Origin of the sequence: Variovorax sp. Sphag1AA, from assembly GCF_014192575.1 — a bacterium.
Lineage (GTDB): Bacteria > Pseudomonadota > Gammaproteobacteria > Burkholderiales > Burkholderiaceae_C > Variovorax.
This window is the reverse complement of record NZ_JACHYC010000004.1, coordinates 199414-219363: the sequence shown is the minus strand read 5'-3', so window position 1 is coordinate 219363 and position 19950 is coordinate 199414. Positions and strand designations below refer to the sequence as shown.

Here is a 19950-nt window from a genome sequence, read left to right as displayed (position 1 = left end):
TCAGGGTGCGGAACGGGCCGCTGCCGGCGCGCCGCCGGTGGCCGCGACTGGCGCAAGGCGCACTGCGGTGCCGTCACGCAGCGTGCCGACGCTGCCCGCCACCACGACAGCGCCTTCATCGATGCCGCGCACCGCGACCATGATCTGGCCGTTGTGCTGCCCGCGCAGCCCGGTTTCGACCTGGCGGTGGACGATGCGTCCCTCGGTGACGAGTTGCACGTAGGGCGCCGGCTTGTCGGTGCGCACGGCGGTCAGGGGCAGGGAGAGCGTTTCGGTGCGGCCCACGTCGATCGAGCCCTGCGCGAACAGGCCCTGGCGGAAGCCGGTGCTGCGATCGAGTTCGAGATAGACGAGCACGCTGCGGCTTCCGGCCTGGGCGGAAGGGTTCACGCGCACGACGGTTGCGCCGACGCTGCGTTCGCCGCTCCTAGGGTCGATGGCGCCGCCGCCTTCGATCTGCAGCGTTGCGCGCTGGCCGACGCGCACCGCCACCGAGTCGGCGGCGGCCAGCGTGGCTTCGACCTCGATGCGGCTGAGGTCCACGACTTCGATCACCTTGGCGTCGATGCCCACGCGTTCGCCGGGTTGCGCGAAGCGCTGCGAGACCTGTCCGTTGATGGGGCTCTTGAGCACCGTGTCGTCGAGCGACTTGCGCATCACGTCCACTGCCGCCAATGCTGCGCGATGCGTCGCCAGCGCGGCATTGAGGTTCGACTGCGAGGTGTCGAGCGCCGTGCGCGAGATGAAGCCTTGATCCACCAACGCGCGGTTGTTGTCGTAGTTGCGCTGTGCGACCTCCGCTTGCGCGCGAGCCGAATCGGCCTGCTCTTGCGCCTGCCGCATGCGCGAATGGAATTCGATCGGATCGATGCGCGCGATGACCTGTCCTGCCTTGACCGTGTCGCCTTCGCGTACTGTGAGGCCGATCAGTTCACCGGCCACGCGGGCCTTGAGCTGAGCCGAATCGACTGCCCTCAGCGTGCCCGAGATGGGGAGCGTTTCGGCCAGTTCGCGCCGCTTCGCGCGGACCACGTCCGCTGCTGTCAGCTCGATCATGGTTTCGGCCGGCTTCGCGCTGGCCGCGGCCGCCGCCTGGTGCGCCCTGCGTGCACCGATGGCACGCAGCACCCCGCCGACCACGAGGACGAGGATGAGGGCCACGACGACCCACTTGATGGAGCGCTTCATGACGCCGCCTTGGGCTTGCAGAGCCCATTGAGCACGATTTCGGTCTGGATCGCGAGGTATTTTTCGGGGTCGATGTCGGATTCTCCGTCGACGCAAATTGGCGCGGAGTGCTTCCACAGCATCAGAAAGATCATGGGTGAGATGACGGCATAGATAGCGTTGTCGACGTCGATCGGCGCGAATTCGCCACTGTCGACGCCGCGCCGGATGATTCGCCGGAGCAGCGTGTGCCCAGGCTTGACCACTTCGCGGCGGTAGAACTCCGCCAGTTCGGGGAAATTGCGGCCTTCGCTCAGCATGAGCTTTGTGAGGCCGGATGCCTTGGTCGATCCGACGCGCTCCCACCAGATGCGCATGCAGTAGCGCAGCATGTCGATGGTGGAGCCCTCGAATTCGTCGAACTCGCGATTCCATTCGGTGAACCGGCCAGCGAGGTTCTCGACGACCACCGCCTTGAACAGCTCTTCCTTGCTCGGGAAGTACAGGAAGAGGGTGCCCTTGGAGACGCCGGCCCGGGCTGCGACTTCCTCGGATCGGGTGGCGGCGAAGCCTTTCTCGACGAAGAGATCGAGCGCCGCCTCGAGCAGTTCGCCGGGACGGGCTTCCTTGCGACGTTCGCGCTTGGCGCGTACGGGGCACATCTTGTCGCTGAGGAATCGGGGGGCGGGCATGGGGCTTAATGACTGGCGGGTTAGTAATGTAGTGAGGGCCTTGGTTCGCGTCAAGCCGCCACAATGTTGGGTTCTCGGAGTACCTCATGACCCAATCAACTCAAACCGAAACCATCGTCCTTGGCGGCGGCTGCTTCTGGTGCACCGAGGCAGTGTTCGACCGCGTCCGCGGCGTGCTCGACGTCGAATCCGGCTACAGCAACGGCCAGGCATTGAACCCCAGCTATGAACAGGTCTGCACCGGCCGCACCGGCCACGCGGAAGTGGTCAAGCTGGTGTTCGACCCGGACGAGATCTCGCTGCACGAGATCCTTGAGATCTTCTTCGTCGTGCATGACCCGACCACCCTCAACCGGCAGGGCAACGACGTCGGCACGCAGTACCGCAGCGGCATCTACTACACGAACGACGAGCAGAAGAAGGTGGCCGAAGAGGTGATCCGCGAGATCACCGACAGCAAGACCTATCGCTCGCCCGTCGTGACCGAAGTGCAGCCGCTGGCCAACTACTCGGCGGCTGAGGCCTATCATCAGGACTATTTCCTGAACAACCCGAACCAGGGGTACTGCGCCTTCGTTGTCGGTCCCAAGGTCGAGAAGTTCCAGAAGACCTTCGCGAAGTACCTCAAGTCCTGATGCATTCCACGTCCCGTTCCACCGCGACCCGCACGCTCGTCTGCGTGCTGGCGCTCGCGTTGTGGATCGCGGCGACGCTGGGTCTCGTGCACCGCACCTTGCACGCGCATGCGACGGGCCTTCCTGAACTGGCTGAGAAGGTGGACGCTTCTGCTCCTTCTTCGTCCCATTCCTCCCCGCACGGTCTCTTTGCGCTTTTCGGCGATCACACCGATGCCGAATGCCGCTTATATGACCAGCTTTCCCACGGGTCGGCCGCCCTCAGCGTGCCGTTGGTGATCCTCCCCGTGACGCTGCCGGCTGCCACCTTCGCATGGCTCGAGGGTGAGGCGCTGGCACGCTGGGCCACGCTCTTCGACGCGCGCGGCCCGCCTTCCACTCGCTGAATCCCCCTCCGTCTGCAGTCGCCGTCCGCATGGCGGGCGGCGGCCTGCGTCTGTCGATTCAACGAGTGTTTCAACATGCCATTTCCATTCCGTCGCAATGCCGTGGGCGTTGCTGTCCTTCTTTCGCTCGCGTGCTCCGCTTCGTGGGCTCAAACCCAAACCCAGACCCAACCCGCTTCCACGCTCGGTGAAATCACCGTCACCGGCAATCCTCTCGGTGCCAGCGACCTGATCGCGCCCACTACATCGCTCGCGAACGACGCGCTGCTGATGCGTTCCCAATCCACCCTTGGCGAGACGCTGAACGGCCTCCCGGGTGTCGGCAGCACCTACTTCGGCCCGAATGCCAGCCGCCCCATCATCCGCGGACAGGACGGTGATCGCATCCGCATCCTGCAAAACGGCGGCGCCGCGCCTGATGCGTCGTCGCTGAGCTACGACCATTCGGTGCCGGTCGACATGCTGGTGACCGATCGGGTCGAAGTCCTGCGCGGCCCGTCGGCGTTGCAATACGGCGGCAGCGCGGTGGGCGGCGTCGTGAACCTGCTCGACAACCGCATTCCGACGGAGCCGATCGCAGGCTTCGGCGGTCGCGCGGATCTTGGCTATGCGACCGGCAACCGCGAGAAGGCGGGCGGCGTGGTGCTCGAAGGCGGCAACAACCGCTACGCGCTGCACGTCGATGCATTCCACCGCGACTCGGACGATGTCTCGGTGCCGATCGATCTGCCTTGCGCCAACACGCAAAGGCCGGGCATCGCCCGCAAGATCTGCAACTCGGCCAACCAGGCCGAGGGCGGTGCGTTCGGCGGCACGCTGTTCTTCGATCAAGGCTGGATCGGCGCATCGGCCAGCACCTATCGCAGCACCTACGGAACGGTTGCCGAAGACAACGTGACCATCGGCATGAAGTCGGACCGCTATGCGCTCGAAGGCGAGTGGCGCCCGGGCGGGTTCTTCAGCAGCGTGCACGCCAAAGTGAGCCGTACCGACTACGGCCACACCGAATACGAAGGCCCGGTGCCCGGCACGGTGTTCACGAAAAAGAGCGACGACTTCCGCATCGAGGCGCGGCACCGCAAGATCGGCAACGTGGAGGGCCTGATCGGTTTCACCAACGAGTCCGGTGATTTCTCCGCCGAGGGCGAGGAAGCTTTCGTCCCTGCGAGCCGGACGCGCAGCAATGCGCTGTTCCTGCATGAGGAACTGGCCGCCTCTTGGGGCCGCCTGAGCTTTGGCGCGCGCACCGAGCAGGTGAAGGTGAAGTCCTTCGGTTCAGACGATCCGGAAGTCACGCGCTTCTTCAGCGGCGAGCGCGACTTCAGCCCGCACAGCGCGGCCTTCGGCGCTTTGGTCGACCTTGCGCCGCAATGGCAGTTGACTTCGAACCTCGCCTACACAGAGCGTGCACCCAAGGACTACGAGTTGTTCGCCAACGGCCCGCACGTGGCGACCGGCACCTGGGAAATCGGCGATCCTGATTTGCAGAAGGAGAAGTCGACGGGCTTCGACCTCGGCGCGCAGTGGCGTTCGGGGCCGAACAACGCGAAGGTCAACGCGTACGTCACGCGGTTCAGCAACTACATCGGACTCAACGCGACCGGCAATGTGCGCGGCGAAGACGGCGAGGTGAATCCGAGCGACTCAGACAACACGTTGCCCGAATACGCGTACACAGGCGTTCGTGCGCGCTTCACCGGCCTCGAGGCCAGCGGCACGTTGCGCCTGCTCGGCAAGGATGGCTTCTCGCGTCTGGGCGACGGGGGCACCCTCGACCTCGAATGGCGCGGCGACTTGGTGCGTGCGACCAACACTGACACCGATCAGCCTATCCCCCGCATCTCACCGGCGCGCGCAGGTGCAACGTTGGCTTATGGCAATGGCCCGTGGACCGCACGCTTAGGCTTCGACTACTACGCCGCGCAGCATCGCGTGCCGCAAGGCGATCGTGAAACCGACGCCTATACGTTGTGGAATGCCTCGCTCACCTACAAGATGAAGGTCCAGCGCGCGAACCTCACCTGGTATGCGCGCATCGACAACATCACCAATGAGCTGGCCTACAGCGCGACCTCGATCCTGACCACGACCGCCTTCCCGGGCGTGCCGTTGCCGGGCCGGTCAGCGAAGGTGGGGCTGCGCGCGACCTTCTGACCTTCAGAGTCCTGCTCCCGCAGGCCCGCTCACCAATTGAAACTTGGCTCGGCGGGCCTGTTCGACGATGCTCTCCCTTCATCCGAGAAGAGGAGCCACGGCGATGGAAGGAGGCGACAACACTGCGGCGATCGACTGCCGCTTGATCCGGGTCGTCGGCAGGGTGCAGGGCGTGGGCTATCGCCAGGCCTGCGTCCGTCATGCCCGCGGGCTCGGCATCACCGGGTGGGTCCGCAACCGGCTGGACGGCTCGGTCGAAGCGGTGCTGCAGGGCTCGCCCAACCAGATCGCGCACATGTGCGACTGGCTGCGCACGGGAGTGCCGGGCGCACGGGTGTCGTCGCTCGAAGTGAAGGAAGTGCCGCGGCCGTTCGACCGGTTCGCAAATTTCGAGCGCCATCCCACGGCGTGAGCGGCGCGGCTTCCGCGTTGCGTGCGCGGGTATGCTCGCCGCGGTGAATGCGACCGTCCTTTCCTCCCTGCTTCCAGTCGTCCTGCTCATTGCTGTCGGTTTCGTGGCGGGGCGACGGGGCTGGGTCGGCGGTGGTGCGGTGCGCGACCTGTCGAACCTGATCTTCCTGCTGCTTGCGCCGGCACTGCTGTTTCGCTCGATGAGCACGGTGCAGGTGGAGCAACTCAGTCTTCGCCCAGTGGCCGCGTATTTCATCGCGGCGGGACTCATCTTCGCGGGCACGATGCTCTGGCGCGGCTTCAACCGCACGGCGGCGGTGCTCGCGCTGGCCAATACCTACAGCAACACCGTGATGATCGGCATTGCGCTGGTCGGCCTCGCCTATGGGCCGGAGGGGACGGTGGTGCTGCTCACGCTCATTTCATTGCACTCGCTGGTGCTGCTGACCAGCGCGACGGTCGTGCTCGAACTCGCCGTGGCGCACGAACAGGCCGCGAGCAGCGGCGAGGCGCGCAAGCCGATGATGCGTGTCGTCGGGCGCGCGCTCTTCAACGCGATCATCCACCCGGTGCCGCTGCCGATCCTGGCTGGTCTGCTGTTCGGGCAATCAGGCCTGCGGATGCCGGAGGCTATCGACACGACGATCGGCTTGCTAGGCGGCGCGTTCAGCCCCGTGGCCCTGGTCATGGTGGGCATCACGCTGGCGCTGACACCGGTGGGCATGCACTGGCGTGGCGCGCTCGTGCAGGCGTTGATCAAGAACCTCGTGCATCCGCTTCTCGTCGCTGCGCTCGGCTGGATGCTGGGGTTGCGAGGCCTGCCGCTGACCGTCATGGTGGTCGCTGCCGCTTTGCCGATCGGCGCGAACGTCTTCCTGTTCTCGCAGCGCTACCGCACCGCCGAAGAGCTGGTGACAGCGAGCGTCGTCGTCTCGACCGGGCTCGCGCTGGTCACGCTCACAGTCGTGATGGCGCTCGCGGGCCGGCTCTGAGCGGCCTCAGGGCGCGAGGCGTTCCCGTAGCCAGTCGCCGGCTTCGAGCCGATAGCGCAACCGGTCGTGCAGCCGGCTCTTGCGGCCCTGCCAGAACTCCCAGCGATCGGGCACGAGGCGGAAGCCACCCCAGTGAGGCGGACGCGGGGGCGAGAGCAGATGCTTCGCGGCATGGATGGCCGCGTTCTTCACCAGCACATCGCGGCCGCTGATGACCTCGCTCTGCGGGCTGGCCCAGGCGCCAATGCGCGAATCGAGGGGCCGGCTCGCGAAGTAGGCGTCGCTCTCGGCGTCACTGACCCTCTCGACGCGGCCTTCGATGCGCACCACGCGTTCGAGCTCGACCCAATGGAACTGCAGCGCTGCGAACGGATTGCCGGCGAGATCCTGCCCCTTGCGGCTCTGGTAGTTGGTGTACCAGACGATGCCGCGCTCGTCGTAGCCCTTGATGAGAACGATGCGCGTCGACGGACGGAGGTCACCGCCGACGGTGGCGAGCGTCATCGCATTCGGCTCGGGCAGCTTGGCGTCGATGGCTTCGGCCAGCCAGCGCTCGAATTGCTTCAGCGGGTCTTCCGCGCTGCTTGTTTCGTCGAGTTCGGCGCGCTCGTAGCTTTTGCGGAGTGCGGCCAGTGCTTCGTTGGGGGAGCTCATCATGGCGCCATTGTTGCGCATGCAAAGCGAAGATACTTCGGCGCATGAATGCCGCATCACCGTCGTCCGGGCTTCCGATCGTCATCGTCCTTGCATCGGGCCGTGGGGAGCGGTTCAAGGCTGCGGGCGGCGCTGGGCACAAACTGCACGCGCCGCTGGTCGGCGCGACGGTGCTGGAGCACACGCTGGCCGCAGTGAGTGCGAGCGGACTTCCGTGGCATCTGGAAGACGTCGGGCATCCGGGCATGGGCGATTCGATCGCCGCTGCCGTGCGGGCAACGGCTGATGCGCAGGGCTGGCTGATTCTTCCGGCCGACCTGCCGCTGGTCCAGTCCTCGACACTGCAGGCCGTGGCGCATGCATTGCAGGGCGAAGTGCAGGCGGCGCAGCCGAGCTATCGCGGCACGCGCGGCCATCCAGTCGGCTTCGCGGCGCCATGCGGACCCCGGCTTGCAGCCCTGTCGGGCAACCTGGGTGCGGCGCCGGTGCTGCGCGCTTTGCGCGAGGCGGGGCAGGTAGCCGAACTTGAGCTTGACGACGTCGGTATCGTCACCGACATCGACACACCCGAAGAACTGGCCCGCGCCGAAGCGCTGCTGCAGGAGCGACTCAGCCGCGGGTGATCACGCCACAGGCGACGCGCGGGCCGGAGTTGCCGGCGGGCTGCGTGGTGAAGTCGTCGCGGTCGCGATGCACCACGACCGCACGGCCGACCACATTGTTGGCGGCGCCTTCCGTCAGGGAAATGGCGTGCACCTCGACGCTGAACTTCGCCACGCCACCGGCGTCGGCCACGAGGCTCGGCAGCTCGCCGGCATGGCTGCCCGGTGCCGCGAACTTGCCATGCGTGCCACCAGCGGGGTTGAAGTGGCCGCCAGAGGCATTGCCGTTGTCCCCGCAGTCGCCCTTTTCGTGGATGTGGAAGCCGTGTTCCGTTCCCGGTGGGAGCCCGCGGACTTCGCCGGACACGCGTACGCCATGCTCGAGCGGCGTGAAGGTCACCTTGCCCATGGTCGGATTCGGCGAGATCGCCCCGGTCGGTGCGAGGGTGGCCGTGGCTCCCGCGCCTTGGCCCATGGTGCCGCAGGCGGCCAGCGTGGCAGCAGCGGCGAGGGTGGCGGCGAGGGCGATGATTCGACGGGGCATGTGAACTCCTTGAATGTTGATCAGGTTCGAGATTCGGGAGGGTATAGCGAAGACGGCGGTTTTCCGCCATCGGCCTCGGCCGACAAACGGATTTCGGCCAGCTTGACGAGCCGCGACAGCGCTGCGTCGTGGATCGAGTGGCGCTTGAGCTCCAGCAAGGTCTGCTGCGCATAGTCGAGCGAACTGCCGTAGCGCCCGACTGCGCTTGCGAAGATGTGGCGATAGCGCTCGTCGCTGAGCTCGCCGGTGAAGTTGGGGCTGTGGCGCGAGAGCGTGAAGGCCAGCGCCTTCACCTTCGAATGCGGTGTGTTGCATTCGAGCCAGCGCGGGTCGTAGACGCCGGTGGGCATCTCGCGCAGCCAGAGGCGGCCTAGCGTCTCGAGTCCGTCTGCAGCCGGCACGCGGAAGACCATGCCGCGACAGCTGCCGCCCGACAGCAGTCCGAAGACGAGGCCCGGGTTCTCGACCGTTCCGCGATTGACCCGGCTCCACATCTTGAGGGCACGATGCCAGCCGTGCACCCGCGCCGGGTGTCGCTCGATGAAGCCGAACTCGGGTCGCCAGATCAGCGAGCCGTAGCCGAAGAGCCACAGGTCCTGGTGACCGCCCCATTCCTCGATCACACGATCAAGCATCGGTTTGGGATCGCGCAGGGGCTTGGGCAGCGGATCGAGCCCGGGAGGGCCCGGATCACCTTTCGGCGGCTCGGGGGCCGCACCTACAATTTCGCGGTCATGGTTCACCGCACCATTATTTACCGACCCCTCAACTACGGAGATCCGCCCATGTCTGCGACCAGTGACGACGACAGCCAACAGAATTTCGTCCTTGCCTTCCTGCTTGGCCTGATTGCGCTGGTGATTCTGTTTGTCATCGGCATCGTGCTCTATTTCAAGAGCCACAACGCGGCTGTTCCGGCGCAGCCCGTTGCCGCAACGGCACCGGCGACGACCGTGGCGGTCGTGACCGAGACCGTGACGGTCGTGATCCCCGACGGAGCAAGCATCCGCGTCGCGGGCGGCGTGGTGAATTTCTACTTCGCCACCGCGAGCGCGGACATCGCGCCCGGCGCCGCCGAGGCGCTCGCTATCGTGCTCAAGGGCGTCGAAGGCGGCAAGAAGGCGCTGGTGTCCGGCTTCCACGACACCACCGGCGATCCGGCGCTCAACGACGAGCTTGCCAAGAAGCGCGCCCAAATGGTGCGCGACGTGCTCGTCGGCCTTGGTTGCCCGGTCGACAAGGTCCAGATGGAGCGCCCCGCGGTCACTACCGGCAGCGGGAACAACGCCGAGGCGCGGCGCGTCGAGGTCAAGCTCATCGATTGACTTCGCCTTTGCCCCAGTGGCGACGTGAACAAAGCCCCGCATGACGGGGCTTTTTCATTCTGGCTTGATACCATGCGCGAGTGAGACCGTCACTACCTGGCGGCTCAACGGCAGTGCGACATATCCCATGACTACACACCCCACAGTCCGCGATGTCACCGACCGCATCCGCGAGCGCAGCCGAACGCTGCGCAGTGCCTACCTCCAGCGTCTCTCCGAGATCCGACACCGCGAACGCGGCTCCGATCGCATGGGCTGCGCCAACGTCGCGCATGCCGTGGCCGGGATTCCGGCCAACGACAAACTCAAGGTAGTGACCGAACGTGCGCCGAACATCGGCGTGGTCACCGCCTACAACGACATGCTCTCGGCCCATGCGCCGTTCCAGGGCTATCCGGACATCGTCAAGCACGAGGCGCGGCGGTATGCGGCGACAGCGCAGGTGGCCGGTGGCGTTCCCGCGATGTGCGATGGCGTCACGCAGGGCACCCCTGGCATGGAGCTCAGCCTCTTCAGCCGCGATGTGATCGCGATGGGGACCGCCGTGGCGCTCACGCACGACATGTTCGATGCCGCGCTGCTGCTCGGCGTCTGCGACAAGATCGTGCCGGGCCTGCTGATCGGTGCGCTGCACTTCGGTCATCTGCCGATGGTCTTCGTACCCGCGGGGCCGATGCCTTCAGGCCTCTCGAACAGTGCGAAGGCCAAGGTTCGCGAACAGGCCGCACAGGGGCTGGTGGGCAGGCAAGGCCTGCTCGATGCGGAGATGCAGGCCTACCACGCACAGGGCACCTGCACCTTCTACGGCACCGCGAACAGCAACCAGATGCTGCTCGAAGCGATGGGCCTGCATGTGCCCGGCACCGCGTTCATCCAGCCCGGTGATTCGATGCGCGAAGCGCTCACCCGCGAGGCGGTGCGTACCGTGCTCGGGCGGGCTTCCGACAAGGCGTATGCGGTGCCGCCGATCGGTGAAATGGTCGACGAGCGCGTGATCGTCAACGCGATGGCGGCCCTGCTTGCCACCGGTGGGTCGACCAATCACCTGATCCATTGGGTGGCAGTCGCGCGGGCAGCGGGCATCCTGATCGACTGGAACGACTTCTCGGAACTGTCGGAGGTCGTGCCGCTGCTCACGCGGGTCTATCCGAACGGAACGGCCGACGTCAACGAGTTCCAGGCCGCGGGCGGTCCCGGCTTCGTGATCGGTGAACTGCTCGACTCCGGGCTGATGCACGCCGACGTGCAGACGGTGCGCGCCGGCGGAATCCGCGAGTTCGCGAACATCCCCACGCTCGCCGCCACGCCATCCGACGAGCACGCGCTGGCGTGGCATGTCGCGGCGCCGACCAAGAACGATGCAGTTGCGCGTCCGGCCGCATCGCCGTTCAGCGCGACCGGCGGGCTCAAGGTGCTGGTCGGCAATCTTGGCCGGAGCGTGATTAAGGTGTCTTCAGTGCCGGATGACCGGCATGTGATCGAGGCGCCGGCCCGCGTCTTTGATTCGCAAGGCGAACTGCAGGATGCCTTCAAGGCCGGCGAACTCCAGCGCGACGTGGTGTGCGTCGTGCGCTGGCAGGGGCCGCAAGCCAACGGCATGCCGGAGCTGCACAAATTGACGCCGCCGCTTTCGGTGTTGCAGGGCAAGGGCTTCCGCGTGGCGCTCGTGACCGATGGCCGAATGAGCGGCGCCTCGGGCAAGGTGCCCGCCGCGATCCACGTGTCGCCCGAAGCCGCCGCGGGCGGGCCGCTGGCCAAGGTGCGCGACGGCGACCTGATCCGCCTCGATTCGATTGCCGGCACACTCGCCGTGCTGGTGCCCGATGACGAGTGGGCACAGCGCGAAGTCGCAAAGCAACCCGAAGAACAGCGCACCGCGAACGGTCACGGCCTGGGCCGTGAACTGTTCGCCGGCATGCGCCGCAATGCATTGACAGCAGAAGAAGGAGCCTGCACATGGCTGTGAATTTGACCGCGCTCGACGTGATGCGCGATGCACCGGTGATCCCCGTGATCGTTTTGCATGACGTGAAGGACGCGGTGCCGTTGGCACGCGCACTCGTGGCGGGCGGGATCCGCATGCTCGAAGTGACGCTGCGCACGCGCGAAGCGCTCGAGTGCATCGAAGCCATTTCGAAAGAAGTGCCCGAAGCAGTGGCTGGCGCGGGCACGATCCGCAGCGCGGCCGACGCACAGGCCTCGGCGCTCGCGGGCGCGAAGTTCGGCGTGAGCCCGGGCTACACGCGCGCAGTCGGCAAGGCATGCCACGACCTGGGCCTGCCGCTGCTGCCCGGCGTCGCGACGGGCAGCGAAATCATGATGGCCCAGGAAGACGGCTTCACAGAACTCAAGTTCTTCCCGGCGGTGCAGGCCGGCGGGCTCGCGATGCTCAAGGCATGGCAGGGGCCGTTCGGCGATGTGAAGTTCTGCCCGACTGGCGGCGTTCATGCGGGCAATGCACCTGAGTTTCTTGCCCTGTCGAATGTGGCGTGTGTCGGCGGTTCGTGGATCGTTCCGACCGATGCGATCGCTGCCGGCGACTGGTCGCGCATCGAGGCGCTCGCCCGAGAAGCGAGCCAGCTCGCGCGATGAGCGAAGCGACCTTCGACGCGAGTGACCTGAAGGTCATCGCCTTCGACGTCTTTGGCACCGTGGTCGACTGGTACTCGGGCATCGCTGCCGAGGCCGAGCGCATCCTGCCGGGTATCGATGGCGGGGCATTCGCTCTGGCATGGCGGGCGGGCTACCAGCCGGCGATGAAGGGCGTCATGGAACGCCTTGCAGCAGGCGAGGGCGGCTTCACGCTGCTCGACGAGCTGCACATGGGCATCCTCGGCAGCGTGCTGCGCGATTTCGGCGTCGAAGACCTCGATTCGGATCGCAAGCGCGAGCTCAACAAGGCCTGGCACCGGCTTCCCGCGTGGCCGGATTCGGTTGCGGGGCTTGCCCGGCTCAAGCGCAAGTACATCATCTGCTCGCTCTCGAACGGCAACATCGGCCTTCTGACCGAAATGGCCAAGAACGCCGGCCTGCCTTGGGATTGCGTGCTGTCGGCCGAGGTCTTCAAGGCCTACAAGCCGGACCCGCGCACCTATCTAGGTGTGGCGGCGGTGTTCGATGTGTCACCGGGGCAGGTGATGCTCGCCGCGGCGCATCACGACGACCTTGCGGCCGCGCGCACTTGCGGGCTGCGCACCGGCTACATCGAACGGCCTCTGGAGTTCGGCCCGGCCCGGCCGAAGGACGTCTCGCCGGAGCCGGACAACAACCTGCACGCGCGCAGCATCGAGCATCTCGCGGATCTGCTCGGCTGCTGAGCGCGGCGGGAATCAGCGCAGGCCTGCGCCGGCAGCGCTTTCTGCGCGCTGGATGAGTTCGATCTTGTAACCATCCGGATCGGTCACGAACGCGATCACGGTCGTGCCACCCTTCACCGGCCCGGCTTCGCGCGTGACATTGCCACCCGCGGCCTTGATCTTGTCGCAGGCCGCATACGCATCGGGCACGCCGAGCGCGATGTGGCCGTAAGCCGTGCCCAGTTCGTAGCTTTCGGTGCCCCAGTTGTAGGTCAGCTCGATCTCGGCCTGTGCCGGGTTGCCCTCGTAGCCGACGAAGGCGAGGCTGTACTTGTATTCGGGGTTCTCCGACGTGCGCAGCAACTGCATGCCGAGCACCTGCGTGTAGAAGTCGATCGAGCGCTGCAGATTGCCGACGCGCAGCATGGTGTGGAGGATTCGCATTTCGTGGGTCGCCATCAGATGTTGTCGATCGGCGATTGTCGCGCTCCCCCGCCACCTACGCCGTCAGCGCATCTCGAACACCAGGCAGGTCGTAGTGGCGTGGGCGTAGAGCGTGCCGTCCGGGCCGACCAGGCGCGCTTCGGCGGTCGCGAGCTGGCGGCCGCAATGGATCACCTTGCCTTCGGCGCGCACGCGTTCGACCTTGGGGGTCAGCGCCTTGACGAGGTTCACGCCCAATTCGGCCGTGGTGTAGGCGCGTCCGGCCGGCATCATGGTGTGGACCGCGCAGCCGAGGGCCGAATCGAGCAGGGTGGCGAACCAGCCGCCATGGATGGTGCCGAGCGGATTCAGGTGCTCCGGCAGCGGCTTGCCCTGGAACACCGCGCGACCGGGGCTGACTTCGATGATCTGGAAATTCAGCGTCTTCGCGATCGCGGCATAGGGGATTTCCGCACGGAGCATCGCCTGCATCATTTCAAGGCCGGTCTTGCCGACGATCTGGTCCGGACGCGCGAGCCCAGGGCCCGGGCCGGCGTCGAGTCGATCCGCGACGGTTTTTTCCTCGGCGATCCAGGAGGCGAGTTGTTCTGCTGGTGTCATCGACAATTCCCGTAAAGTTGCATATGCAATGATTGTAGCTACAATCATCGGCATGAATGCTATCGCAAAGCCCCAGGGCTGCACCAACTTCAAGCTGCGTCATCTGATGCGGCAAGTGGGGCGGCTGTATGACGCCGAGGTCGCCCGAAGCGGCCTCAAGACCACGCAGTACTCGCTGCTGTCGCACGTGCTGCATCTGGGCCCGGTCCGTCCGGTGGACCTGGCGCAGGCCATGGGTGTCGATGCATCGACCCTCACGCGCAACCTCAAGCCGATGATCGCGGCGGGTTGGCTGGTGCAAGGCGAGGGCCCCGACGCGCGCAGCCGCTTCATCGAGCTCACCGACGAAGGCCGCAAGAAGCGCAGCGAGGCGCAACGGCATTGGCGCACCGCGCAGGAAAAGCTCAACGAATTGCTCGGTGTGGAGCGCGTGCTTGCGCTTCATGTGTTGATCGACGAAAGCATCGCGGTGCTGCAGACCGCTGGCGAGACCGACGAAGGAGAACTCGATGACTGACCGCGCCGCTTCCGCCGCTCCCGGCGCGACTCCTCCCGCAGCTAGCCATGCCATCTGGCTGGTGCTCCTCGCCGCCGCTGGCACTTTCGCGCTGACGATGGGCGTACGGCAGACGATGGGGCTCTTCCTTTCGTCGCTCAATACGTCGACTGGGCTGGGTCTTGGCAGCATCAGCCTTGCATTCGCATTCGGGCAGCTCTGGTGGGGCCTGACGCAGCCCTTCGCGGGTGCGGTCGCGGACCGCATCGGCACAGGCCGCGTGATCTTCATCGGCGTGCTGCTGGTGGCGCTCGGCACCTTCATCACGCCGCTGATGACGACGACCGCCGGACTCATCTTCGCGATTGGCGTGCTGGCAGCGGGCGGAGCGGGCATGGCCGGCCCCTCGGTGCTGATGGCCGCGACCACGCGGCTGGTGCCTTTGCACAAGCGCGGCCTCGCGACCGGTGTAGTGAATGCGGGTGGATCCTTCGGCCAGTTCGCGATGGCGCCGATCGCCATCGGGCTGATGGCAACCGTCGGTTGGGCCAGTGCGATGCAATGGCTCGCCGTGTTGATCCTGGTCGCACTGCCCGCGGTCTTCGTGCTCAAGGGCAATTCGAAGGCGCTTGCCGCGCAGACGGCGACCAAAGGGGGGAGCCCGCTCACCGCACGCCAGGCGATCAGCCAGGCCATTGGCACGCCGAGCTACCGCTACCTGAGCCTGGGCTTCCTCGTGTGCGGCTTTCATGTCGCCTTCCTCGCGACGCACCTGCCCGGCGTGGTTGCGGCCTGCGGGCTTCCACCTGAGATCGGTGGCTGGGCGCTGGCCATGATCGGCCTGTTCAACATCGTCGGCAGCCTCCTGATGGGCTGGGCGGTCGGCCGGTGGCGGATGAAGTCACTGCTTGCGCTAGTCTATGCCGCGCGCGGAATTGCGGTGCTGATCTTCCTGCTCGCCCCGAAGACGCCGGCCGTGATGCTGATCTTCGCCGCGGTGATGGGGGTGACCTTCCTGTCGACCGTTCCGCCGACCGCAGGGCTGGTCGCAAAGATGTTCGGCCCGGCCAACATGGCGATGCTGTTCGGCATCGTGATGCTCGCGCACCAGATCGGCGGCTTCCTCGGCGCGTTCTTGGGCGGCTATGTGTTCCAGGCCACGGGCAGCTATGACATCGTCTGGTACATCGACATTGCGTTGGCTGCAGGTGCGGCACTCGTCAACCTGCCGATCCGCGAGTCGCGTCCGGCACTGATGGCGAAGCCCGCATGAGCGCGCTCGATGCGCGGACGCGGCTGCTGCTCGAAGCGCCGATCGTTCCCACATTGCTGCGCCTCGCGCTGCCCAACGTCCTGGTGATGGTTGCGCAGGCTGCGGTGGGCCTCATCGAAACCTACTTCGTAGGCAAGCTCGGCACCGATGCGCTCGCCGGCATGGCGCTGGTCTTCCCGGTCGTGATGCTGATGCAGATGACCTCGGCCGGCGCGATGGGCGGCGGCATTGCATCGTCGATCGCGCGTGCGCTGGGTGGACGGCGCCGTGACGTGGCAGACGCGCTGGTGCTGCATGCGATTGCCATTGCGATCGGTTTCGGCATCGTCTTCATGCTTGCGCTGCTCGTCGGTGGACGCTGGCTCTTCGGGTTGATGGGCGGTTCGGGCGCATCGCTCGAAGCGGCGCTGCGCTACTCCAACGTGGTCTTCGCGGGTGCGGTGCTGGTGTGGGTCTTCAACTCGCTGGCCGCCGTGCTGCGCGGCACCGGGAACATGGCTGTGCCGGCGAACGTGACCGTGGCAGGTGTCGTTGTGCTGATCCCGCTGTCGCCTTTGCTGATCTTCGGCTGGGGGCCTGTCCCGGGCCTGGGCATCGCGGGCGGCGCGGTTGCGTTGCTGACCTACTACCTCGGCGGGTCGATCGCGCTGTGGCTCTACCTGCGCTCGGATCGCAGCCTGCTGAAGCCGTCGTGGGCGCATGCGCGCTTCCAGTGGCCGCTGTTCCGCGACATCCTGCGTGTCGGCCTCGTGGGCGCGGTGTCGACGGTGGCGACCAATCTGTCGATCGGCATTGCGACCGCGCTCTCCGGCCACTTCGGTCCGAACGCGATCGCGGGTTACGGCACTGCATCGCGGCTCGAGTACCTGCTGGTGCCGCTGGTCTTCGGCCTTGGCGCGCCGTTGCTCGCGATGATCGGCACCTGCATTGGCGCCGGTCAACGCGAACGCGCCTTGCGTGCGGCATGGACCGGTGCTGCGATCGCATTCGTGCTCGCCGGATCGGTGGGCCTCGCGGCCGCGCTGTTCCCGCGCCAGTGGCTGATGCTGTTCGGCAGCGATCCCGCGATGCTCGAAGCGGGCTCCCAGTACCTGCGCGCGGTCGGGCCGTTCTATGGCTTCTTCGGCGTCGGCCTGGTGCTGTATTTCGCCTCGCAGGGTGCCGGCCGGCTGCTGTGGCCGGTGCTCGGCAACATCGCGCGGCTGATCGTCGCGGGGCTCGGCGGCTGGCTGGCGCTGCGCTGGGGCGGCGAGTTGATCGACGTGTTCATCGCGCAAGGCGCGGCGCTCGTGGTGTATGGCGTCGTCATCGCCTCGGCCATCGCCGGCGGTGCGTGGTTCGGCCGCGTCGGCTGGCCGCGCACCACGGCCGGGCTGCTTCGCCGCATCCAGCCCTCCTGATTCCACAAAGCAAGACTTACCGAAAGGGTCACCATGCAGATCAAGGATTCCGTTGTTTTCATCACCGGCGCAAACCGGGGCCTCGGGTTGGCGTTCGCACGCGCCGCATTGGCGGCCGGCGCGAAGAAGGTCTATGCGGCCGCGCGCGATCCGAAGAGCGTCACGCTGCCCGGCGTCATACCGATCGCGCTCGACGTCACGCGGCCGGAGCAGGCCGAGGCCGCCGCGCGCGAATGCGGTGATGTGAACCTGCTGATCAACAACGCCGGCATCTCGCGCGGCACGAGCGTGCTCGGCGCGGACGATGCGTTCGACAGCGCACGTGCCGAGCTGGAGACGAATTTCTTCGGGCCATGGGCGCTGAGCCGCGCCTTCGCACCCGTGCTCGCGGCAAACGGTGGCGGCGCGATCATCAACGTGCTGTCGATCCTGAGCTGGCTGACGTTGCCCGGTGCCGTCAGCTACAGCGCCTCGAAGTCCGCCGCATGGTCGCTGAGCAATGCCCTGCGCGCCGCACTGCGTGGCCAGGGCACGCAGGTGCTCAGCTTGCATGTCGCCTTCATGGACACCGACATGACGAGCCGCATCCCCGGCCCCAAGGCATCGCCGGACGATGTGGTGAAGAAGACGTACGAAGCCCTCGAAGCGGGCAAGTTCGAAGTGCTCGCCGACCCGCTCACGCAGCAGGTCAAGGCAGGCCTTTCCGCCGAGCTTCCGCCATACGCCGTCGAACGCGCGGGTTGATCCGAAACGGCGCGGGGGCCGCAGGTATCATCTGCGCCCCCGCATGCTCCGTTCGATCACTGCCTTCATCAAGAACTGGCGCGCCGCGCACAGCGCCAGTCATCAACTCGACGTCCTGCTGGCCATGGCCGATGCGGGCGCTTCGTACACGACGCGCAGCGAATGGCTGATCGAGCTGGCGCACTGGATTCGCCGCTCGGGCACGTTGCAGACCGACAGCGCTGACGGCTCAACGACACGCAGCTTCGCGGAGCACACACGCCTGCGCTATGTGCTGAACGTTCTCGACCGCAATCCGCAATGGAAGGCCAACGTCACCGGAATTCTCCGCGCGCTGCTGCGCGAGAGCGACGGCATGGCGCTGCTGTGCGATGCCGGCATGCCGGTTCATTCGGGCTTTGTGGGTGCACTGGTCGAGCGCGTGCAGACGCTCATGATTCCGCCGGCGCCGAACCGCCGCGAGCTCAGCGCGCTGTTCACGCTGATGTTCACGTCCAGCCACGACGCCGAATGGATTGACGCGCTGCCCATCGATCTGCTCGATCGAATCCGTGCGCTGTTCCTGCATGACGAGGCGGACGACGCACAGCGCACAGGCGCTTTCTCGCTCGACCTGCTGGCGGCCCTGCACAACCTCACGTGCCAGATCAGTTCCACCGGCATGTCACAACTGGTGCGCAGCCGGCTCGGTGATGCGGACGCGCGCGTCGCGACCGAGTCGCAGCCGTTCTACCGCCTGACGCGGGCCATGCTCGCGGTCGAGGCTGCGCACCACTCGGTGGAGGAGGGCGCGGAGCCCGCGCAACTGCTGCGGGAAGTCAACTACCTGCGCCTGGTGCTCGACCAGTGCCGCATCGCCACCGACGCCGTGTTCGCCAACCTCTACCGCAACGGCGTCAGCGTCGACATCGTGTTTCAGGTCGAGCGCATGCGCATGCGTATCGCGCGGACGGAGCATCTGCTCGATGCTTGGATGGCGTCGGACGACATGCGCGCCGTCTCCCGTCTCACTGCGGAGCTCGTCAAGGCCAACCAGGAAAGCCGCAGCGTCTCGCACCTGCTGAACAGCAATGTCTCGCTGCTCACCCGCAAGGTCGTCGAATACAACGCCGACACCGGCGAGCACTACATCGCGCGCGATCGGCAGGAGTACCTGAAGATGCTGCGCATGGCGGCCGGAGGCGGGCTCGTCACCGTGATGACGGTGTGCGTCAAGTTCGCGATCACCGGTGCATACCTGCCGTCGCTGCTCGAAGGGCTGATCTCGGGCGTCAACTATGCGGCGAGCTTTCTGCTGATCCATTTCCTGCATTTCTCGCTCGCCACGAAGCAGCCCGCGATGACGGCGCCGACGCTCGCCCGCGAGCTCGACGGTGCCGGCACGCCGCAGGGCATGGACGAGTTCGTCACATCCGTGTTCGCGTTGATCCGCACGCAGGCCGCCGCGGTGCTGGGAAACGTGATGATGGTCTTTCCGGTGTGCCTCGGGCTGCAGTTGCTGCTGGGGTGGGTGTTCGGTGCCGAGATCATTTCGCCTGTGAAGGCGGAGGCGACGCTCGAGTCGTTCTCGCTGCTCGGCCCGACGCCGATCTATGCGGCGCTCACCGGCGTGCTGCTGTGGTCGTCGAGCCTGCTCGCGGGCTGGGTGGACAACTGGTTCGTGCTGCACCGCGTCGGCGATGCGCTGGAGCACAACCGCCGCTTGCGGCTGACGATCGGCGCTGCGGGCGCGGCGCGGCTCGCGGCTTTCTGGCGCTCGAACATCGCGGGCGTGGCGGGCAATATCTCGCTCGGGTTGATGCTGGGCCTGGTCCCGGCGCTTCTTGCATCCTTCGCCTTCAGTTTCGACGTGCGCCATGTGACGCTGAGCGCAGGCTCCATCGGCATCGCGCTGGGTGTGCTTGGCATGGAGACCCTGCGCTCCGCCACCTTGTGGTGGGCGGTGGCCGGCGTGTGCAGCATGGCGGTGCTGAATGTCGGGGTGAGCTTCGCGCTGGCCTTCCACATGGCGATCCGCTCACGCGATCTGCGGCGATCGCATGTGCGGTCGCTGTACCAGGGCGTATGGCGGCGCGTGCGAGCCCGGCCGCTGGATCTGTTCTGGCCGCGAGTCGGCCAGCAGCGCGCCGGCTAGG

At 66.4% G+C, this 19950-nt stretch carries 22 protein-coding genes; 15 read left to right on the top strand and 7 right to left on the bottom strand.

All coding sequences use genetic code 11. The features are described from left to right. On the bottom strand, positions 1–1188 hold the full coding sequence (locus FHW64_RS17090) for an efflux RND transporter periplasmic adaptor subunit (RefSeq protein ID WP_184528327.1): 1188 nt from the start codon (positions 1186–1188) through the stop codon (positions 1–3). Then, the gene (locus FHW64_RS17085; RefSeq protein WP_184528326.1) at positions 1185–1859 is read right to left on the bottom strand and encodes a TetR/AcrR family transcriptional regulator; all 675 of its coding nucleotides are present in this window, start codon (positions 1857–1859) and stop codon (positions 1185–1187) included. The genes FHW64_RS17090 and FHW64_RS17085 overlap by 4 nt, the downstream gene beginning before the upstream one ends. Before the next feature lie 86 nt (positions 1860–1945). On the opposite strand from FHW64_RS17085, the gene msrA reads away from it, so the two are divergent. The 5 genes from msrA (at position 1946) to FHW64_RS17060 (ending at position 6437) form a co-directional block, all read left to right on the top strand. After that, complete coding sequence (msrA, locus tag FHW64_RS17080; protein WP_184528324.1) at positions 1946–2494, top strand: peptide-methionine (S)-S-oxide reductase MsrA; 549 nt, start codon at positions 1946–1948, stop codon at positions 2492–2494. Then, complete coding sequence (locus tag FHW64_RS17075; RefSeq protein WP_184528322.1) at positions 2494–2880, top strand: hypothetical protein; 387 nt, start codon at positions 2494–2496, stop codon at positions 2878–2880. The genes msrA and FHW64_RS17075 overlap by 1 nt, the downstream gene beginning before the upstream one ends. 75 nt (positions 2881–2955) lie before the next feature. Then, on the top strand, positions 2956–5034 hold the full coding sequence (locus tag FHW64_RS17070) for a TonB-dependent receptor (RefSeq protein ID WP_184528320.1): 2079 nt from the start codon (positions 2956–2958) through the stop codon (positions 5032–5034). Between the two features lie 103 nt (positions 5035–5137). Beyond that, entirely contained in the window at positions 5138–5446 is a 309-nt protein-coding gene (locus tag FHW64_RS17065) for an acylphosphatase (protein WP_184528318.1), read from the top strand. Between the two features lie 43 nt (positions 5447–5489). Further along, entirely contained in the window at positions 5490–6437 is a 948-nt protein-coding gene (locus tag FHW64_RS17060) for an AEC family transporter (RefSeq protein ID WP_184528316.1), read from the top strand. A gap of 6 nt (positions 6438–6443) precedes the next feature. Here FHW64_RS17060 and pdxH read toward each other — a convergent pair whose 3' ends face one another. Further along, on the bottom strand, positions 6444–7112 hold the full coding sequence (gene pdxH, locus FHW64_RS17055) for a pyridoxamine 5'-phosphate oxidase (protein WP_184528314.1): 669 nt from the start codon (positions 7110–7112) through the stop codon (positions 6444–6446). A gap of 23 nt (positions 7113–7135) precedes the next feature. Between pdxH and FHW64_RS17050 the strand changes: the two genes are divergently transcribed. Then, entirely contained in the window at positions 7136–7714 is a 579-nt protein-coding gene (locus tag FHW64_RS17050; protein ID WP_184528312.1) for an NTP transferase domain-containing protein, read from the top strand. Here the strand turns inward: FHW64_RS17050 and FHW64_RS17045 are convergent. Together FHW64_RS17045 and FHW64_RS17040 are read right to left on the bottom strand one after the other, a co-directional pair. After that, the gene (locus tag FHW64_RS17045; RefSeq protein ID WP_184528310.1) at positions 7701–8237 is read right to left on the bottom strand and encodes a superoxide dismutase family protein; all 537 of its coding nucleotides are present in this window, start codon (positions 8235–8237) and stop codon (positions 7701–7703) included. The two genes, FHW64_RS17050 and FHW64_RS17045, sit on opposite strands and share 14 nt — an antisense overlap. Before the next feature lie 20 nt (positions 8238–8257). Further along, on the bottom strand, positions 8258–8872 hold the full coding sequence (locus tag FHW64_RS17040) for a gamma-glutamylcyclotransferase (protein WP_184528308.1): 615 nt from the start codon (positions 8870–8872) through the stop codon (positions 8258–8260). Positions 8873–9022: 150 nt separating this feature from the next. Between FHW64_RS17040 and FHW64_RS17035 the strand changes: the two genes are divergently transcribed. From FHW64_RS17035 to FHW64_RS17020, 4 genes are all read left to right on the top strand, one after another. Further along, positions 9023–9562 carry an OmpA family protein gene (locus FHW64_RS17035; protein ID WP_184529180.1) on the top strand — a complete coding sequence of 180 codons (540 nt, stop codon included), beginning with the start codon at positions 9023–9025 and terminating at the stop codon, positions 9560–9562. 127 nt (positions 9563–9689) lie between these two features. Next, positions 9690–11528, top strand: coding sequence for a phosphogluconate dehydratase (gene edd / locus FHW64_RS17030; RefSeq protein WP_184528306.1), 1839 nt, complete (start codon positions 9690–9692; stop codon positions 11526–11528). Further along, positions 11519–12154, top strand: a complete 636-nt coding sequence (gene eda, locus FHW64_RS17025; RefSeq protein ID WP_184528304.1) for a bifunctional 4-hydroxy-2-oxoglutarate aldolase/2-dehydro-3-deoxy-phosphogluconate aldolase — start codon at positions 11519–11521, stop codon at positions 12152–12154. Before edd ends, eda begins: the two co-directional genes overlap by 10 nt. Then, the gene (locus FHW64_RS17020; RefSeq protein ID WP_184528302.1) at positions 12151–12879 is read left to right on the top strand and encodes a haloacid dehalogenase type II; all 729 of its coding nucleotides are present in this window, start codon (positions 12151–12153) and stop codon (positions 12877–12879) included. Before eda ends, FHW64_RS17020 begins: the two co-directional genes overlap by 4 nt. 12 nt (positions 12880–12891) lie before the next feature. On the opposite strand, the gene gloA is transcribed toward FHW64_RS17020, so the two are convergent. Further along, on the bottom strand, positions 12892–13302 hold the full coding sequence (gloA, locus tag FHW64_RS17015) for a lactoylglutathione lyase (RefSeq protein WP_221210381.1): 411 nt from the start codon (positions 13300–13302) through the stop codon (positions 12892–12894). Between the two features lie 63 nt (positions 13303–13365). Further along, positions 13366–13902 (bottom strand): PaaI family thioesterase, encoded by a 537-nt coding sequence (locus FHW64_RS17010; protein WP_184528298.1) that lies wholly within the window; start codon positions 13900–13902, stop codon positions 13366–13368. Positions 13903–13954: 52 nt separating this feature from the next. Here FHW64_RS17010 and FHW64_RS17005 point away from each other — a divergent pair, with 52 nt between their 5' ends. The 5 genes from FHW64_RS17005 to FHW64_RS16985 are packed head-to-tail and all read left to right on the top strand — an operon-like array spanning position 13955 to position 19949. Then, entirely contained in the window at positions 13955–14419 is a 465-nt protein-coding gene (locus FHW64_RS17005; RefSeq protein WP_184528295.1) for a MarR family winged helix-turn-helix transcriptional regulator, read from the top strand. Further along, entirely contained in the window at positions 14412–15671 is a 1260-nt protein-coding gene (locus FHW64_RS17000) for an MFS transporter (protein ID WP_184528293.1), read from the top strand. Before FHW64_RS17005 ends, FHW64_RS17000 begins: the two co-directional genes overlap by 8 nt. After that, positions 15668–17071 (top strand): MATE family efflux transporter, encoded by a 1404-nt coding sequence (locus FHW64_RS16995; protein ID WP_184528291.1) that lies wholly within the window; start codon positions 15668–15670, stop codon positions 17069–17071. The genes FHW64_RS17000 and FHW64_RS16995 overlap by 4 nt, the downstream gene beginning before the upstream one ends. Positions 17072–17104: 33 nt before the next feature. Continuing rightward, the gene (locus FHW64_RS16990; RefSeq protein WP_184528289.1) at positions 17105–17815 is read left to right on the top strand and encodes an SDR family oxidoreductase; all 711 of its coding nucleotides are present in this window, start codon (positions 17105–17107) and stop codon (positions 17813–17815) included. Positions 17816–17858: 43 nt separating this feature from the next. After that, on the top strand, positions 17859–19949 hold the full coding sequence (locus tag FHW64_RS16985) for a site-specific recombinase (protein WP_184528287.1): 2091 nt from the start codon (positions 17859–17861) through the stop codon (positions 19947–19949). The last annotated feature ends 1 nt before the right edge of the window (position 19950 follow it).

Coding starts and splice junctions, on each gene's coding strand:
- FHW64_RS17035 (WP_184529180.1), top strand. CDS start 9,023: ATGTCTGCGACCAGTGACGACGACAGCCAACAGAATTTCGTCCTTGCC.
- gloA (WP_221210381.1), bottom strand. CDS start 13,302: ATGCGAATCCTCCACACCATGCTGCGCGTCGGCAATCTGCAGCGCTCG.
- FHW64_RS17065 (WP_184528318.1), top strand. CDS start 5,138: ATGGAAGGAGGCGACAACACTGCGGCGATCGACTGCCGCTTGATCCGG.
- FHW64_RS16995 (WP_184528291.1), top strand. CDS start 15,668: ATGAGCGCGCTCGATGCGCGGACGCGGCTGCTGCTCGAAGCGCCGATC.
- FHW64_RS16985 (WP_184528287.1), top strand. CDS start 17,859: ATGCTCCGTTCGATCACTGCCTTCATCAAGAACTGGCGCGCCGCGCAC.
- FHW64_RS17045 (WP_184528310.1), bottom strand. CDS start 8,237: ATGCCCCGTCGAATCATCGCCCTCGCCGCCACCCTCGCCGCTGCTGCC.
- FHW64_RS16990 (WP_184528289.1), top strand. CDS start 17,105: ATGCAGATCAAGGATTCCGTTGTTTTCATCACCGGCGCAAACCGGGGC.
- eda (WP_184528304.1), top strand. CDS start 11,519: ATGGCTGTGAATTTGACCGCGCTCGACGTGATGCGCGATGCACCGGTG.
- msrA (WP_184528324.1), top strand. CDS start 1,946: ATGACCCAATCAACTCAAACCGAAACCATCGTCCTTGGCGGCGGCTGC.
- FHW64_RS17005 (WP_184528295.1), top strand. CDS start 13,955: ATGAATGCTATCGCAAAGCCCCAGGGCTGCACCAACTTCAAGCTGCGT.
- FHW64_RS17040 (WP_184528308.1), bottom strand. CDS start 8,872: ATGCTTGATCGTGTGATCGAGGAATGGGGCGGTCACCAGGACCTGTGG.
- FHW64_RS17000 (WP_184528293.1), top strand. CDS start 14,412: ATGACTGACCGCGCCGCTTCCGCCGCTCCCGGCGCGACTCCTCCCGCA.
- FHW64_RS17010 (WP_184528298.1), bottom strand. CDS start 13,902: ATGACACCAGCAGAACAACTCGCCTCCTGGATCGCCGAGGAAAAAACC.
- pdxH (WP_184528314.1), bottom strand. CDS start 7,112: ATGCGCAACAATGGCGCCATGATGAGCTCCCCCAACGAAGCACTGGCC.
- FHW64_RS17090 (WP_184528327.1), bottom strand. CDS start 1,188: ATGAAGCGCTCCATCAAGTGGGTCGTCGTGGCCCTCATCCTCGTCCTC.
- edd (WP_184528306.1), top strand. CDS start 9,690: ATGACTACACACCCCACAGTCCGCGATGTCACCGACCGCATCCGCGAG.
- FHW64_RS17050 (WP_184528312.1), top strand. CDS start 7,136: ATGAATGCCGCATCACCGTCGTCCGGGCTTCCGATCGTCATCGTCCTT.
- FHW64_RS17085 (WP_184528326.1), bottom strand. CDS start 1,859: ATGCCCGCCCCCCGATTCCTCAGCGACAAGATGTGCCCCGTACGCGCC.
- FHW64_RS17070 (WP_184528320.1), top strand. CDS start 2,956: ATGCCATTTCCATTCCGTCGCAATGCCGTGGGCGTTGCTGTCCTTCTT.
- FHW64_RS17075 (WP_184528322.1), top strand. CDS start 2,494: ATGCATTCCACGTCCCGTTCCACCGCGACCCGCACGCTCGTCTGCGTG.
- FHW64_RS17020 (WP_184528302.1), top strand. CDS start 12,151: ATGAGCGAAGCGACCTTCGACGCGAGTGACCTGAAGGTCATCGCCTTC.